General features: G+C 64.2%; 16 protein-coding genes. 5 read left to right on the top strand and 11 right to left on the bottom strand.

All coding sequences use genetic code 11. From position 1 onward, the window contains the following. From OX89_RS17745 to xth, 5 genes are all read left to right on the top strand, one after another. Positions 1-344, top strand: a 344-nt coding sequence (locus tag OX89_RS17745) for an IS5/IS1182 family transposase (RefSeq protein WP_047351611.1), incomplete at its 5' end; no start/stop codon positions are given. Further along, positions 341-469 carry a hypothetical protein gene (locus tag OX89_RS19300; protein WP_255352815.1) on the top strand — a complete coding sequence of 43 codons (129 nt, stop codon included), beginning with the start codon at positions 341-343 and terminating at the stop codon, positions 467-469. The genes OX89_RS17745 and OX89_RS19300, both read left to right, overlap by 4 nt. Positions 470-525: 56 nt before the next feature. After that, positions 526-1,221: a phospholipase D family protein gene (locus OX89_RS18325; RefSeq protein WP_011804628.1), complete on the top strand. Its 696-nt coding sequence runs from the start codon at positions 526-528 to the stop codon at positions 1,219-1,221. A 2-nt stretch (positions 1,222-1,223) separates the two neighbouring features. Then, the gene (locus tag OX89_RS17740) at positions 1,224-1,718 is read left to right on the top strand and encodes a dihydrofolate reductase (protein ID WP_047351610.1); all 495 of its coding nucleotides are present in this window, start codon (positions 1,224-1,226) and stop codon (positions 1,716-1,718) included. 71 nt (positions 1,719-1,789) lie between these two features. After that, complete coding sequence (gene xth / locus OX89_RS17735; protein WP_011804626.1) at positions 1,790-2,566, top strand: exodeoxyribonuclease III; 777 nt, start codon at positions 1,790-1,792, stop codon at positions 2,564-2,566. Positions 2,567-2,606: 40 nt separating this feature from the next. On the opposite strand, the gene OX89_RS17730 is transcribed toward xth, so the two are convergent. The 11 genes from OX89_RS17730 to OX89_RS17680 form a co-directional block, all read right to left on the bottom strand. Next, the gene (locus OX89_RS17730) at positions 2,607-3,560 is read right to left on the bottom strand and encodes a PA2169 family four-helix-bundle protein (protein WP_047351609.1); all 954 of its coding nucleotides are present in this window, start codon (positions 3,558-3,560) and stop codon (positions 2,607-2,609) included. 181 nt (positions 3,561-3,741) lie between these two features. After that, positions 3,742-5,277 (bottom strand): nitrogen regulation protein NR(I), encoded by a 1,536-nt coding sequence (gene ntrC / locus OX89_RS17725; protein WP_047351608.1) that lies wholly within the window; start codon positions 5,275-5,277, stop codon positions 3,742-3,744. A 51-nt stretch (positions 5,278-5,328) separates the two neighbouring features. Then, a complete protein-coding gene (gene glnL / locus OX89_RS17720; RefSeq protein ID WP_047351613.1) occupies positions 5,329-6,399 on the bottom strand; it encodes a nitrogen regulation protein NR(II) in 1,071 nt (356 codons plus the stop codon). A gap of 34 nt (positions 6,400-6,433) precedes the next feature. Further along, positions 6,434-6,937 (bottom strand): hypothetical protein, encoded by a 504-nt coding sequence (locus tag OX89_RS17715; protein WP_015912808.1) that lies wholly within the window; start codon positions 6,935-6,937, stop codon positions 6,434-6,436. Positions 6,938-7,143: 206 nt separating this feature from the next. After that, complete coding sequence (glnA, locus tag OX89_RS17710) at positions 7,144-8,559, bottom strand: type I glutamate--ammonia ligase (protein ID WP_047351607.1); 1,416 nt, start codon at positions 8,557-8,559, stop codon at positions 7,144-7,146. A gap of 156 nt (positions 8,560-8,715) precedes the next feature. Next, complete coding sequence (locus OX89_RS17705; protein WP_011804620.1) at positions 8,716-9,537, bottom strand: molybdopterin-binding protein; 822 nt, start codon at positions 9,535-9,537, stop codon at positions 8,716-8,718. Next, a complete protein-coding gene (locus OX89_RS17700) occupies positions 9,534-10,424 on the bottom strand; it encodes an EI24 domain-containing protein (RefSeq protein ID WP_234305600.1) in 891 nt (296 codons plus the stop codon). The genes OX89_RS17705 and OX89_RS17700 overlap by 4 nt, the downstream gene beginning before the upstream one ends. A 27-nt stretch (positions 10,425-10,451) precedes the next feature. Further along, a complete protein-coding gene (locus tag OX89_RS17695; protein ID WP_047351605.1) occupies positions 10,452-11,450 on the bottom strand; it encodes a sterol desaturase family protein in 999 nt (332 codons plus the stop codon). Positions 11,451-11,500: 50 nt separating this feature from the next. Then, positions 11,501-12,337 (bottom strand): polysaccharide deacetylase family protein, encoded by an 837-nt coding sequence (locus OX89_RS17690; protein WP_123676578.1) that lies wholly within the window; start codon positions 12,335-12,337, stop codon positions 11,501-11,503. Further along, positions 12,324-13,298 (bottom strand): beta-propeller fold lactonase family protein, encoded by a 975-nt coding sequence (locus OX89_RS17685; RefSeq protein ID WP_047351604.1) that lies wholly within the window; start codon positions 13,296-13,298, stop codon positions 12,324-12,326. The genes OX89_RS17690 and OX89_RS17685 overlap by 14 nt, the downstream gene beginning before the upstream one ends. A gap of 159 nt (positions 13,299-13,457) precedes the next feature. Continuing rightward, complete coding sequence (locus OX89_RS17680) at positions 13,458-14,195, bottom strand: 16S rRNA pseudouridine(516) synthase (protein WP_047351603.1); 738 nt, start codon at positions 14,193-14,195, stop codon at positions 13,458-13,460. Positions 14,196-14,287: the final 92 nt, after the last annotated feature.

Raw genomic sequence — 14,287 nt, 5'->3', positions numbered from 1 at the left:
ACGGGCAGGAGACAGACGGGTTTGGTGATGCAGGCTACCAAGGTATAGACAAGCGCCCGGATGCAAAGAAGGACGTCACCTGGCACATCGCGATGCGTCCAGGCAAGCGCAGAGCGCTGGACAAAGAGAACAACCCCGTTGACGCGCTGATAGACCAAGTGGAGAAGATCAAGGCGAGCATCCGTGCCAAGGTGGAGCATCCCTTCAGGGTGATCAAACGACAGTTTGGATACACCAAGGTGCGCTACCGGGGATTGAAGAAGAACACGTTGCAGCTCAAGACGCTGTTTGCGCTGTCCAATCTTTGGATGGTGCGCCATCAATTGCTGGAGGCGCAGGGATGAGTGCCCCTGAAATCAGGCAAATGGCCGCAAAGGCGGTGCAGATGGCCCGCAAGGGCGTGGAAAGTGGTGCGAAGACCCAGGCTAAACGCCATCCATCGCACTATCTGAAACCGGTGACCTTGTAGCACTTACGCATTCGAGTTATTCAGGGCATCCTTAACTTAAATACCAAGCAATATCAATGGCTAAGTTTTTGAACACTAGCGCAACCAATTATTTTCTAGAAGAACTAATCAAAGATGCGAAAGATCGCCTAGTTTTAATCAGTCCTTTTTTAAAACTTAACGATCGAATCAAGGAGCTTCTAGCAGACAAAAACAGGCTTAAAATCGATGTAAGAATCGTTTACGGAAAAAGCGAACTCCAGCCTGAGGAAATTTCCTGGCTAAATGACCTCACTTACATCCGCACAAGCTTTTGTAAAAATTTGCACGCAAAATGCTACATAAACGAATCGTTCTGCATTGTAACAAGCCTGAATCTCTATGAATTCAGTCAAGTCAATAATAACGAAATGGGAGTTTTATTTAATCGCACCGATGATCCAGAACTTTATCGCGACGCCTACGAAGAGGCTCAACGTATTATCCGGATCAGCGAAGAGGTAAGAATATCTTTAGAGCGGATAAATTCAAAAGATTCCGAAGAAACTACAGAGGAAGAACCGGGAAGTAAATTAACTTCATCCAAAATAGCAGCCAAACACGGCCTTAAAACAGCTCAGTTCATTGAACGTCTGATTGGCACAGGGCATCTAGAACTCAAAGATGGGAAGCCCCACCTCACGGCTAAGGGTAAAGATGCAGGTGGCGAGTACAAATTCAGTAAAAAATTTGGCTCTTACTTTATCTGGCCCGACGATTTGCAATTCGAATAGCAATGCAAACTGCCCTCATCTACGCGCGCGCCGCCAACGGCGTGATCGGCAAGGACGGCACCATGCCCTGGCACCTGCCCGAAGACCTGGCGCATTTCAAGGCGCTCACCCAGGGCCACCCGGTGATCATGGGCCGCAAGACCTGGGACTCGCTGCCCCCGCGCTTTCGGCCGCTGCCGGGCCGCGCCAACATCGTCGTGACGCGCCAGGCCGACTGGCAGGAAAGCGGCGCCCAGCGCGCGTCCAGCCTGCCTGAGGCACTCGCCTTGGCCCAGCAGTCCGGCAGCACCACGGCATGGGTCATCGGCGGCGCGCAGATCTACGCCCAGGCCCTGCCCCTGGCGGCGCGCGTCGAGGTCACCGATATCGCGCAGGACTACGAGGGCGATGCCTACGCGCCGGCCCTGGGACCGGAATGGGTGGAAACGGCCCGCAGCAGCCATGTGGGCGCGGGCGGCCTGCCCTACGCCTTCGTGACCTTCGAGCGCCGCGGCTGACGCCCGCGCACTTCTCACTCTATTTTTGATAGCTGCTTGCGCTTGCTGCAAAAGCGCTGGAGGCCAAAAACATGCAAATCGCCACCTGGAACATCAATTCCCTCTCCGTGCGCCTGCCGCAGGTGTTGGCCTGGCTGGAGGCCAACCCCGTGGACGCCATTGGCCTGCAAGAGCTCAAGCTGGTGGACGAGAAATTCCCGCACGACGCCTTCGAAGCAGCGGGCTACCACGCGGTGTGCTTCGGCCAGAAGACCTATAACGGCGTGGCCATCCTCAGCCGCACGCCGCTGCGCGACGTGGTGCGCAATATCCCGGGCCATGGCGACGAGCAGGCCCGCGTCATCGCCGCTACGCTGGATACGCCTGAAGGCCCGCTGCGCCTGGTGAACTGCTACTTTGTGAACGGCCAGGCGCCGGGGACCGAGAAGTTCAGCTACAAGCTGCTGTGGCTGGAGGCGCTGCGCGACTGGCTGCGCACCGAGCTGGCCGCGCATCCGCGGCTGGTGCTGGTGGGCGACTTCAATGTGGCCCCCGAGGACCGCGACTCCTTCGATCCCGTGGGCTTGAAGGACACCATCCACCACACGGTAGAGGAGCGCCAGCACTTCCAGGACCTGCTGGGGCTCGGCCTGACCGACGCCTTCCGCCTGTTCGATCAGCCCGAGAAGAGCTATTCGTGGTGGGACTACCGCATGCTGGGGTTTCAGAAGAACCGCGGGCTGCGCATCGACCACATCCTGGTCAGCGCTGCGCTGCGTCCCTCCGTGACGGCCTGCCGCATCGACCGCGCTCCGCGCAAAAATCCGCAGCCCAGCGACCACGCGCCGGTCGTGGTGTCGCTGGGCTGAGGTGGCCAACGCGGGCGACAGGCGCCCGCGCTGAAGGCCATCAGGACGCAGCCTGGTAACGGTTGCGCAGCGCGCGCACTTCGTTGTGGTTGCGCTTCACGCCCTGGGCCTGGCGCTCGACCAGGGTGCGCACGGCGGGTGGCAGTGCGTTTTCCAGCGCCTTGTTGTAGCGGGCCACGGCCACGTCCTCGCCGCGCTCGCACTCTTCCAGCACGGCCTTGTCGTCATAGGTACTCAGCGCCGCCTTCACCGACACCCAGCCGCGGTGCAGCGCGCCGGCCATGGTACCGCCGCTGGAGGGCTCGCCGCCGTGGCTGCGGATCGCACTCTCCAGCTCCGTGGCGGCGGTTGCGCATTCCTGGGCGCGGCGCTCCAGCAGGCTCTTGAGTTCGGGCGAATCCGCACGATCGGCCGAGGTGCGAAACCCGTACTCGCCGTCGCGGCTGCATTCCAGCAGATCGTCCAGCACGTCCACCACGTCCTCGTTGTCCATCAGCGTGGCGCCTGCCGCGGTGCCCGACGCGGTCACCGTGGGGTTGCGGCGCACGCGGTCCCACGCGGCGCGCGCGGCGGGCTGGGCCTGCGCCCATTCCAGCGAGCTTTGGGCCCGGGCGCGGCCCCAGTCGCGCGACAGTTCGGGCTCTACCGTTTCAAAGTCACCGGGGTAGCGGCTGGCGGCGCTCCAGCCCAGCTCATAGGCGGGGCGGTATTCTTCGTAGGCCCGGCCGGTCACGTAGTACGGTTCGCGCTGGTAGGTTTCACGCCAGTAGGCGTCCTCGGCCGTAGGGTTGACCGCCTCGGCCGCCGCCTTGCCGGCCAGACCGCCGACAATGGCTCCCGCCACACCGCCCACAGCAGCACCGATGGGGCCGCCGATGGCGCCCGTGGCGGCGCCCGCAACGGCTCCGCCCGCGGCGCCTACGCCCGTGCCGATGGGGTGGGCCCCCGGTTCATTGGTCAGGGGGTCACGATTGGCATCCTTGAAATCCGACATGTATCGACTCCGGTTGGTTGAACAATGAATTCATTGTTGAAGCCCCCCGGGCACCATCGGGTCGGTGACGGCATCCCCTGCCTGTAGGACTCACGCGCACGCTGTGCATGCGCGCCACAAGGTCTTATGCTATCGAATCAATAGCTTCTAGCGCTTGTCCTCAAAGCGCCAGCGCCTTGTTTCACTCATCATCGTGCGCATCCAGGCCCAGTTCCTGGATCTTGCGCGTGATGGTGTTGCGGCCGATGCCCAGGCGCTGCGCCGCTTCCATACGCCGCCCGTGCGTGGCCTGCAGCGCCGTGCGGATCAGGCGCGACTCGAAACGCCGCGTGAGCACGTCCCACACGTCGGCCTGGCCGCTGCGCAGCAACTGCTGGGCCTCGCTCACCAGCGCGGGCTCCCAGCCCATGCCATCCAGGGCCGCAGCCTGGTCGGTGCGCGGGCCCGCCGGCGCAGGCGGCAGCGCGGGGGCCGACACGCTCGTCGCGCCAGCGGCGACCTCGTCCGCCACGCCGGGCAACGGCGCGGCGGGATGCGGCGTGGCCTCCAGCACCTCGGGCGGCAGGTCCTGCGCCGAGATGACCTGCGCGGGCGCCATCACCGTCAGCCAGTGGCAGATGTTCTCCAGCTGGCGCACGTTGCCTGGGAAGGCAAAGCGTGTGAGCAGGGCCAGCGCCGCGTCGGAGATGCGCTTGGGCTCCACGCCCAGTTGCCGTGCGCTGCGCTGCAGGAAGTAGCGTGTGAGCATGGCCACGTCCTCGCTGCGCTCGCGCAGCGCCGGCAGGCGCAGGCGGATCACGTTGAGGCGGTGGAACAGGTCCTCGCGGAAGGCGCCGTCCTTCACGCGCTGCTCCAGGTTCTGGTGCGTAGCGGCGATCACCCGCACATTGGCCTTCACGGCGGCATGGCCGCCCACGCGGTAGAACTGCCCGTCCGACAGCACGCGCAGCAAGCGCGTTTGCAGGTCGAAGGGCATGTCGCCGATTTCGTCAAGGAACAGTGTGCCGCCCTCGGCCTGCTCGAAGCGCCCGCGCCGCTGCGTCTGCGCACCCGTGAAGGCGCCGCGCTCGTGGCCAAAGAGCTCGCTCTCCAGCAGGTCCTTCGGGATGGCCGCAGTGTTGATGGCCACGAAGGGCCCACCCGCCACGGGCGAGTGCTTGTGCAGCGCGCGCGCCACGAGTTCCTTGCCCGAGCCGGATTCGCCCGTGATCAGCACCGTGACCACGCTCTGGCTCAGCCGGCCGATGGCGCGGAACACGTCCTGCATGGCGGGTGCCTGGCCCAGCATCTCGGGCATGGCGGTGAGCTGCTGCTCGGCGACCTCCTCGCGCTGGCTCTCCTCCACGGCGCGGCGGATCAGCTCCACCGCCTTGGGCAGGTCGAACGGCTTGGGCAGGTATTCAAAGGCGCCGCCTTGGAAGGCGGACACGGCGCTGTCCAGGTCGGAATACGCCGTCATCACGATGACCGGCAGACCGGGTTGCAGGTCGCGCACCTTCTCCAGCAGTTGCAGGCCGGAGCCGCCCGGCATGCGGATATCGCTCACCAGGACCTGCGGTCCCTGGTGGGTGGGGTCGCCCGCGGCCACGTCGGCCAGCGCGTCCAGTACATCGCGCGCCTGCGTGAAGCTGCGCGTGGGCAGGTTTTCGCGCGCCAGGGCCTTTTCGAGGACGAAGCGGATCGAAGGGTCGTCGTCTACTATCCAGATCGGCTTCATGTGTTCCAGCTCCCTTTACCTTTACCCGTTGGGGTCGTGCGTGTCAGGGACTCAAGGCAGTGGTATGAGGATGCGGAAGTCGGTGCGGCCCGGCTGGCTCTCGCACTCAATGAGCCCATGGTGTCGCTGCACAAAGGTTTGCGCCAGCGTCAAGCCCAGTCCCGATCCCCCGTCCCGCCCCGTCACCAGCGGATAGAAGATCCGCTCCTTGATGGCTTCGGGCACGCCCGGTCCGTTGTCGATGACATGCAATTCCAATGCCAGCCGGTAGCGTTGGCGCCCGAACGTGACCTGCCGCGCCACGCGCGTGCGCAGCGTGATGACCGCGTCGCCCGCGGCAATGCGCTCGTGCAACGCCTGCGCCGCGTTCTGCACGATGTTCAGCACGGCCTGGATGAGCTGCGCGCGGTCGCCGCGAAACTCGGGGATGGAGGTGTCATAGTCGCGCAACACGGCCAGGCCCTGCGGATGCTCGACCAGTACCAGGGAGCGCACGCGCTCGCAGACTTCGTGGATATTCACATCGCCGACGAGGTGCGGGTGGCGGTGCGGCGCCAGCAGCCGATCCACCAGGCTTTGCAGGCGGTCGGCCTCGTGGATGATGACCTGGGTGTACTCGGTCAGGTCGCGGCTTTCCAGCTCCATCTCCAGCAGCTGCGCCGCCCCTCGGATGCCGCCCAGCGGGTTCTTGATCTCGTGCGCCAGATTGCGGATCAGCTCCTTGTTGGCCTGCGCCTGCTCGCGCAGCCGCTCCTCGCGGTCCTGGCGCGCCTGCGCCTCCAGGGGCCACAGCTCCACGATCACGTCGCCGCTGTGCTCCACCACCGCCACGCTGGCGTGCACCGGCAAAGGCTCCTGCGGCGAGCGGCGCAGCACGGCTTCGAAGCGCAGCGCCGCGAAGTCGCGCCCGCGCGCGCCGGCCAGCGCCGTCTGCAGGATGGTCGGATCGGTGAACAGGCCGGCGAAGTCCACGCCTTCCAGCGTGCGGCGCGATAGGCCCAGGGCGTTTTCCAGCGCTGCGTTGACGAAGAGGGCCGCCCCGCCGGGGTGCAGCACGGCAATCAGCGTGGAGACGAGGTCCAGCGCCTGGTAGCGGTCCGTTGGGGTGGGCTCTTGGATGATCGCGCCTTTGTGCCGCACGCAGGGACCGCGGCGCTTACTTGTTCAGGCGCGAGAGTTCGCGCTTGATGCCGGCCACATCGGCCTCGGCCCGGGCCACGCTGGCCTTGAGCTCGGCCGTGCGCTCGATGTAGCCCTGCGGGTTGCGCAACTCCAGCGCCGTGCGCTGGGGCGAGCCGTCGTTGTACTCCTTGCGCAACTCGGCCAGGCGGGTTTCCGCCTTGCTCAGTTCAGACTCCAGGATGGCGCGCGCATCGGCGTCGCGCGCACGTTGGTCGGCCGCGCCCACGCGCGGAGCGTTCGCGGGCGAACTGCTGGCGCTGGCACCGGAGGCGCCTGCGCTGCCGCCCGAGGAGGCCGCCGCCGGTCGCGAACCCTGCAGCACCGTCACATTGCCACCTTCCACGAGCTTGCAGCCGCGCTCCTTGGCCTGCGTGGCGTTGTTGGTGTATTCGTTGCCGCAGCGGTAAATGCGGTCCTGCGCCCAGGCGGGCTGCAGCACGGCGGCGATAACGGTCAGGGCGAACAAAGTGCTTTTCATCGAGTTCCTCACATGGCATGCGTCGGGCATGCGCGGTGCCGGTGAGTATCCCCCAATCATTCCAACCCGCCAATTGCGGCGGCCCAACGCTGCGGTTTTGGTGCGACGGGCTGCCGTGCTCCGTCCACCCGGCACGCAGCCCGCCCATAGAAAAAGGCGGCCGGAGCCGCCCTGTTGACAACAGCCGGGGGCCTGAGCCCCTGCCATCACAGCGAGTAGTACATGTCGTACTCGACGGGATGCACGGCCATGCGGAAGCGCGTGACTTCCTGCATCTTCAGCTCGATGTAGGCGTCGAGCATGGAGTCGGTGAACACGCCGCCCTTGGTCAGGAACGCGCGGTCCTTGTCCAGCGCTTCCAGCGCCTGGTCCAGGCTGTGGCACACGGTGGGCACCAGCTTGTCTTCCTCGGGCGGCAGGTGGTACAGGTCCTTGGTAGCGGCTTCGCCCGGGTGGATCTTGTTTTCCACGCCGTCCAGACCCGCCATCAGCAGGGCCGCAAAGCCCAGGTAGGGGTTCATCAGCGGATCGGGGAAGCGCGCTTCCACACGGCGGCCCTTCGGGTTGGCCACGAACGGTATGCGGATGGAGGCCGAGCGGTTCTTGGCCGAGTAGGCCAGCTTCACCGGCGCCTCGAAGTGCGGCACCAGACGCTTGTAGCTGTTGGTGCCAGGGTTCGTGATGGCGTTCAGTGCGCGGGCGTGCTTGATGATGCCGCCGATGTAGTACAGCGCGAAGTCCGACAGACCCGCATAGCCGTCGCCGGCGAACAGGTTCTTGCCGTCCTTCCAGACCGACTGGTGCACGTGCATGCCCGACCCGTTGTCGCCGTGGTAGGGCTTGGGCATGAAGGTGGCGGTCTTGCCGTAGGCGTTGGCCACGTTGTGGATCACGTACTTCTGCAGCATGGTCCAGTCGGCACGCTCCACCAGCGTGCTGAACCGGGTGCCGATCTCGTTCTGACCGGCACCTGCCACTTCGTGGTGGAACACCTCGACCGGAATGCCCAGGGATTCAAGGATCAGGGACATCTCGGCGCGCATGTCCTGCGTGCTGTCGACCGGGGGCACGGGGAAATAGCCGCCCTTGGTGGTGGGACGGTGGCCACGGTTGCCGCCTTCGAGCTTGGCGCCGGTATTCCAGGGGGCTTCGTACTCTTCGATCTCGTAGAAGGTGTGGTTGGGATCGGTGCTCCAGCGCACGCCGTCGAAGATGAAGAACTCGGGCTCCGGGCCGAAATAGGCCGTGTCGCCCATGCCGGAGGCTTTCAGGTACGCCTCGGCACGCTTGGCGATGGAGCGCGGGTCGCGGTCGTAGGCCTTGCCGTCGGCCGGCTCCACCACGTCACATGCCATGATCATGGTGGTTTCTTCGAAGAACGGGTCGATGTTGGCGGTGTTCGGATCGGGCATGAGCAGCATGTCCGACGCCTCGATCCCCTTCCAGCCGGCGACCGACGAGCCGTCGAACGCATGGCCCGAGGCGAACTTGTCTTCGTCGAAGTGCGAGATCGGCACGGTGACGTGCTGTTCCTTGCCGCGGGTATCCGTGAAGCGGAAGTCCACGAACTTGACTTCGTTTTCCTTCACCATCTTCATCACGTCTGCAACGGTCTTGGCCATCAGGGTTCTCCAGGGATAGAAGTGCTCATCAACAATGATGCGCACAGAAAAGCAGTTTGCGTGCCAGCGAATGGGGACACCCGTACGGGGCAAGCCGGGCGCAGAGCCCTGCGACGGCGCACCAAACGCGTGCAGGATTTTAAGTGGTCCGCCTTCTTACCATTTGCGCACCATTTCAGGGCCCATGGATGCACCTGTTTGGTGCAAACCTTCCTGCAGCGCCTGCCACGCGGCAGGCACCAAGGCAGCGGCCCCCTTGACGCCCAATTCCACATGGCGCCCGTGCACCGGATGGTCCACGCTCGGCAGGCTGAACACCTTGATCCCCGGATGTCCGGCCTCGATCCGCTCCATGAGCGGCGTCAGCGCGGCTTCCATCGCGCCATAAAGCACGACGGAGCGCTCCATCTGCGGCTGCTGGTTGAACCACGGGGCACAGTAATGCTGGAGTGCCCAGTCCACCATAGGCCAGGCCATGACCGGGAACCCCGGCACGAAATGCACCATGCCGCCCCCAGGGCCGTCACACGAGAAGCCGGGGATCTTGTTGTAAGGGTTGGGAATGATGCGCGCACCCTCAGGAAAAACGCCCATGTTCAGCCGATGCAGATTGTCGGCGCGGTCGGGGTCGAACGCCTCGCCCTGCTCCCGTGCCACATCCTGCATGCGCTCGGTGATCAGGCGCTTGGCCTCGGGGTGCAGGACCAGCGGGCGTTGCAATGCGGCCGCCGCGCACTGGCGCGTGTGGTCGTCGGGAGTGGCACCAATGCCGCCGCAACTGAACACGATGTCCGACGAGGCAAAGGCCCGCTGCAGCGCCGCCGTGATGCGCGGACGGTCGTCGCCTACGTAGTCCGCATAGGACAGCGCAAGCCCGCGTGCCGCAAGCAGTTCGATGACCTTGGCGAGGTGCTTGTCCGCCCGCTTGCCCGAGAGGATTTCATCGCCAACGATGATGAGGCCGAAAGCCGGTGTCATGGGTTGTCCTGCAGCTGAGACGAGGATGGCAAAGAAGACGCTGGCGTTGCGGGCGCGGCGGTTGCAGGCGTATCGCCCGGCGGCCGTTCGCCTCGCTGCTCGCGCAGCTGTTGCAGCGCGGCCAGACAGAAATGCGTGAACCACAGCGATGAGAAGGCGAACACCAGCGTATAGATCCAGATGGCGATCGGCACCAGGACGAGGAACGCCGCTGCGAACACCACGCCCGACGCCCAGACAATGCCGGGCGCGGCCCCTAGAAATCCGCTCAGCACGCCAATGCTCAGCAGGCTGAGCTGATGGCGCTTGAAAATCTCCTGCCGCTCCGGCTTGCTCGCGTGTTCGGCCAGTGCGTCAAAGGCCATGACCCGGTAGGTGAGCCATCCCCAGATGAGTGGAGGCAGGATCAACACCAGCGGCGGGACCAGCCACAGCGGCATGGACAGCACCAGCGCAATGAGCGCCGCGATGGTCGACCCCAGAGACCACAGCACGCTGGCGAGGAATGAACCGCCCCGCTTGCGCTGCAGTTGCGCAAAACGCCGCTGCGCCACCAGAGTCACGATGGCAGGGGCCATCAACACCGCCACCGCGAGCACGCAGACAATGACGATCAGTGGCGTGGCTCCCATAAGCACCAGCAGCGGCGCCAGCGCCACGGGGAGGTTATCCACGCCAAAGTTGTGCAGCCACCCCCACAGCAGGCCCAGCCAGGTGGAGCTTTCCAGCGCCGTCTGCGTCCAGGCCACGGCAGTTGTCCAGAACAGATAGCCGCCGCCCAGCGCCACCACCGTGATCAGCACCAGCGGCAGCAGCGACAGCGCAATGACGCGCGGCATCAGGCAATAGCCCACTGCGCGCCAGAAGGAATCGATGAAAAGCCCCATGCGCGCGAGCATAGCGCGATCGGCGCTCTACGCCCGTCCCACCAGCCGCAGCAGGCCGCGCCACTGCTGCGCCCAGAACCCCCGCCCGTAATCACGCACGCGGCCGTCCGCGTCCGCCTCCACCTGGTCGCGCACGCCCGTGGGCTCGTAGCGATGCTCGAAGTTGGCCGTACCGAACAGCATGTCCCACCACGGCAACAACACGCCGAAGTTGTTGCCCCCCGGCACTGCCGCATGCAGGTGCTGATCGGTTCCCTGCCCAGGTGCAGCTTCAGGGCCCACGCCCATGGCGTGGTGCATGCGGTGGAAACGCGGGCTGACCCACAGGCGCTCGCCCACCTGGCCGAACCACAGGCGCAGGTTGGCGTGGTGCAGGTTCTCGCTGAGCTGCGTGAGGGCCACGATGGCGACAAACTGCCCCGGCGCCACACCAATGCACTGCGCGACGAACACGATGATGGCATCGCGCAGCAGATCGTCCAGCAGATGGTTGCGGTTGTCGCTCCACATCGTCATCTGCCGCTGCGAATGGTGGAGCGCATGCAGCCTCCACCACCATTCAAAGCGGTGCTGGCCGCGGTGGATCCCATAGTCCACGAAGTCGAACACCAGCAGGTATAGCAGCAGGCTCACGACGGGCAAGTCGGAGACACCCGGCCAGAGCGCATCCAGCTGCAGGGTCTTCCAGCCATGGGCGCGCAGGGCGCCAAACAGTGCATTCCACAGAGGCTCCGTGGTGAAGAACAGTGCCAGGCGAAAAAGACCCAGGCGATGGATCAGCGTGTAAAGCATGTCCACGTGCACGGCATCACGGTCGCGCAACAGCTCCACCGGGCGCCAACGCTCCAAAGGCCCGATCACCGCGACCATCACCCCCAGTTGCAGCAGTCCCACCAGCAGCCACCCGGTGGCGGCATAACCGTCCTCCAGCACATTGGCCTGGCCCAGCATGAAGAGCGCGGGCTGTACCAGCGTCTCGAACAGCCATTGCTGCGCGGTATCGAATAAATAGGTCAGCCCTGACATGAGTCACCGTGGCGTTGCGTGGGTGCGCGGCAGCATAGCCGGGCGTTGTGTCATTTTCTCTGCGCTTGTGCTCCGTACACAGGATGCTCGCGCAGCGTGCGAAAGCACAGGCCCCGCGCCTTCAGGCCTTTGACGAGAGGCTCCAGCACAGCGGGTGCCCATGGATCCTTGCGTGACCAGATGCCCAGATGCGCCAGCAGGATGTCGCCGTCACGAACGGTGCGCAACGCACGCTCCAGCAGGGCCGTATTGCTGTAGTGGTCGCTGGGCAGCTCGTCCCCGAGGAATCCCGCAGCACTCCATCCCACATGCGTATAACCGCAGGATTTGGCAGCCTCCAGCAGGCGCTGCGAGGTCTTGCCGCCCGGCGCGCGGAATAGCGGGAGCGGCTCCCGGCCCGTCAGGACACGCAACCGGCTCGCAGCGCCATCGATCTGTGCGCAGTATTGCGCCCCCGTCATCGTCAGGTCCTGACCTGCCTGAGGACCGGCCGATGGTCTGACCTTGAACCGCGGCTGCAGCGGCGTCCCCTGGTCGGCACGCCAGTACACATGGTGCAGCGTGTGCGATGCGAACTCGTGCCCTTCTGCAGCGCGCGCGCGCCACCAGGGCGCCCAGTAGCCATCCAGGCTGCTGCCGCCCGTCTGAGTCGGTTCGTCTGCGGCAAAGAAGGTCGCCTTGACCTGCTGGCGCTGAAGCACCTCGGCCACCAGATGCGCAACGCCCATGTGGCCAGTGTCAAAAGTCAGGTACACAGCGCCTTTGCAGTCATTTTGGCCTGTAGCGCTTGCTGGATAAGCGCCAACAGCTATCAAAATTGAAGTGCAACAAATATGCCACCTCCGCCGTGCTCCGGGGGAGCGGCCGCGTGGCTCAGCGCTTGGCATGTCGGAGTGTCCAAACGCCGTGGGGAGACTTGCCCACTTGAACGGCCCGTGCCACCTTGCGCTCCACCGTGTCGATCACGAGCATCTTGCGCGCCCAGCGGGCGCTGACGTAGAGCCAGCGACCATCCGCCGAGACATCCATGCAGTCCGGCCCGCCGGGCGCCGGATAGCCATCCACCACGCGCAGCGCCTGCATGTCGATCTTGCTGATGGTATTGGCCACTCGGTTGCTCACGAACAAATGGCGGCCGTCGCCCGCAGCGCGAAAGGCATGGGCGCCATCTCCCGTCTTGATGCGTTGCACGCTGCGCGGCTGCTCACCGACAATATCGAAGACCTCCACGCTATCGCTGCCGGTAAGGCCGACAAAAAGATGCTTGCCGTCGGGGCTGCCGTACACATCCGCCGGCATGGCACCTGTCTTTGTGCGCCACTTGATCTTTTGCGTCGATATATCGATGGCCACCAGCTCATCGCTGTCCTGCATGGTCGAATACACCGTGCGGCTGCCGGCATCGATCCACAGGTGGCTTGGCGTCTTGCCAGTGGACACGCGCTGCACGAGCGTGAGCTCCTTGCCGTCCCAACGGTAGAAGTCCACATGGTTGAGGCGGTTGGCCGCCGTGACCAACCATTTCATGTCGGGTGAAAACCGCAAGTGGTAAGGATCCACGATCCCCCGCACCGTACGCTGCACTTGCGCAGTGGCCGGGTCCACGAAGGTCAGGCTATCGCCGAGCGCGTTGGCAACAATCAGCGATTTCTCGTCAGGCGTGAGGTACAGGTGGTGCGGCTCCTTGCCAGTGGCAATACGGCCGATTTCGGTCCAGGTCGCGGGGTCGATGACGCTGATGTCCGCCTGCAGCGAATTGAGAACGAACACCGGTGGCTCACTCGCACCAGCGGACGTTCCCCACACCAGCCAAGCAGCCCACCACGCGCATGCCACGCGCCTCATCATCTGATTGACCACCCTGCTCCCCTTCCTATTGGGTACCCGCCTGCGAACATTCGGACATCACTCACAGAAGTGACTTGCAGACAACGGACGCGATGTGCGCGACGTTGACGCAACCGCCTATTGGATCGCGACGGGCGCAGACCACTTGTCTGTCTTTCGCTACCGCAGCAGGGCGAGTTCCTCTTCGCCGAGCCAACGCCACTCCCCCGGCTGCATATCCGCCGGCAATGCCAAACGGCCGATGTGCGACCGATGCAAGGCTTCCACCCGATTGCCTACCGCGGCGATCATGCGCTTCACTTGGTGGTACTTTCCTTCCGTCAGGGTCAGGTCAAGCACATGCGCGTCGACTAGCGCGCAGGCAGCCGCCCGCACAGGGCGTGGGTCATCATCGAGCACCACACCTGCCAGCAAGCGGTCGACCTGCTCCTTGGTCAGCGGATGCTTGGCAGTCACACGGTACACCTTTGGCACATGCTTTTTGGGCGAACTCATGCGGTGGATGAATTGCCCATCGTCACTGAGTAACAGCAAACCGGTGGTGTCCTGGTCCAAGCGCCCCACGGCCTGCACACCATCTACAGAACCCTTGCTGGGCCTCTGCCTAAGCGGAGCGGGCAACAACGTGTAGATGCTGGGATAGGCCGATGGCTTTTGCGAACACTCGGTTCCTGCAGGCTTATGGAGCATGACATAGGCCCTGGGTTGGTATGGCCAATCCACTCCTTGAACGCGCAACACCAAACCTTCGACATCAATATCCTGCGTCGCGTCTTGGCAGATCGTGGGCTCTCGGGTGCCTGTCGCATGAATGGCAACTCTGCCCTGCTGAATCAAGCCGGCGCAAATGCGGCGCGTGCCGAATCCTTGCGAATAGAGAATGTCCTGAAGCTGCATGAAATACGGCGTTATCGCTGCAAAGCAAAACGCCCTCCCACTGTTGTAGTGGGAGGGCGGTTTGGGCTGTAAGAGCCTGACGATGACCTACT

It is taken from the genome of Diaphorobacter sp. J5-51 (genome assembly GCF_001023515.1).
Lineage (GTDB): Bacteria > Pseudomonadota > Gammaproteobacteria > Burkholderiales > Burkholderiaceae_C > Diaphorobacter > Diaphorobacter nitroreducens.
This window is presented reverse-complemented; position numbering and strand designations above follow the sequence as displayed.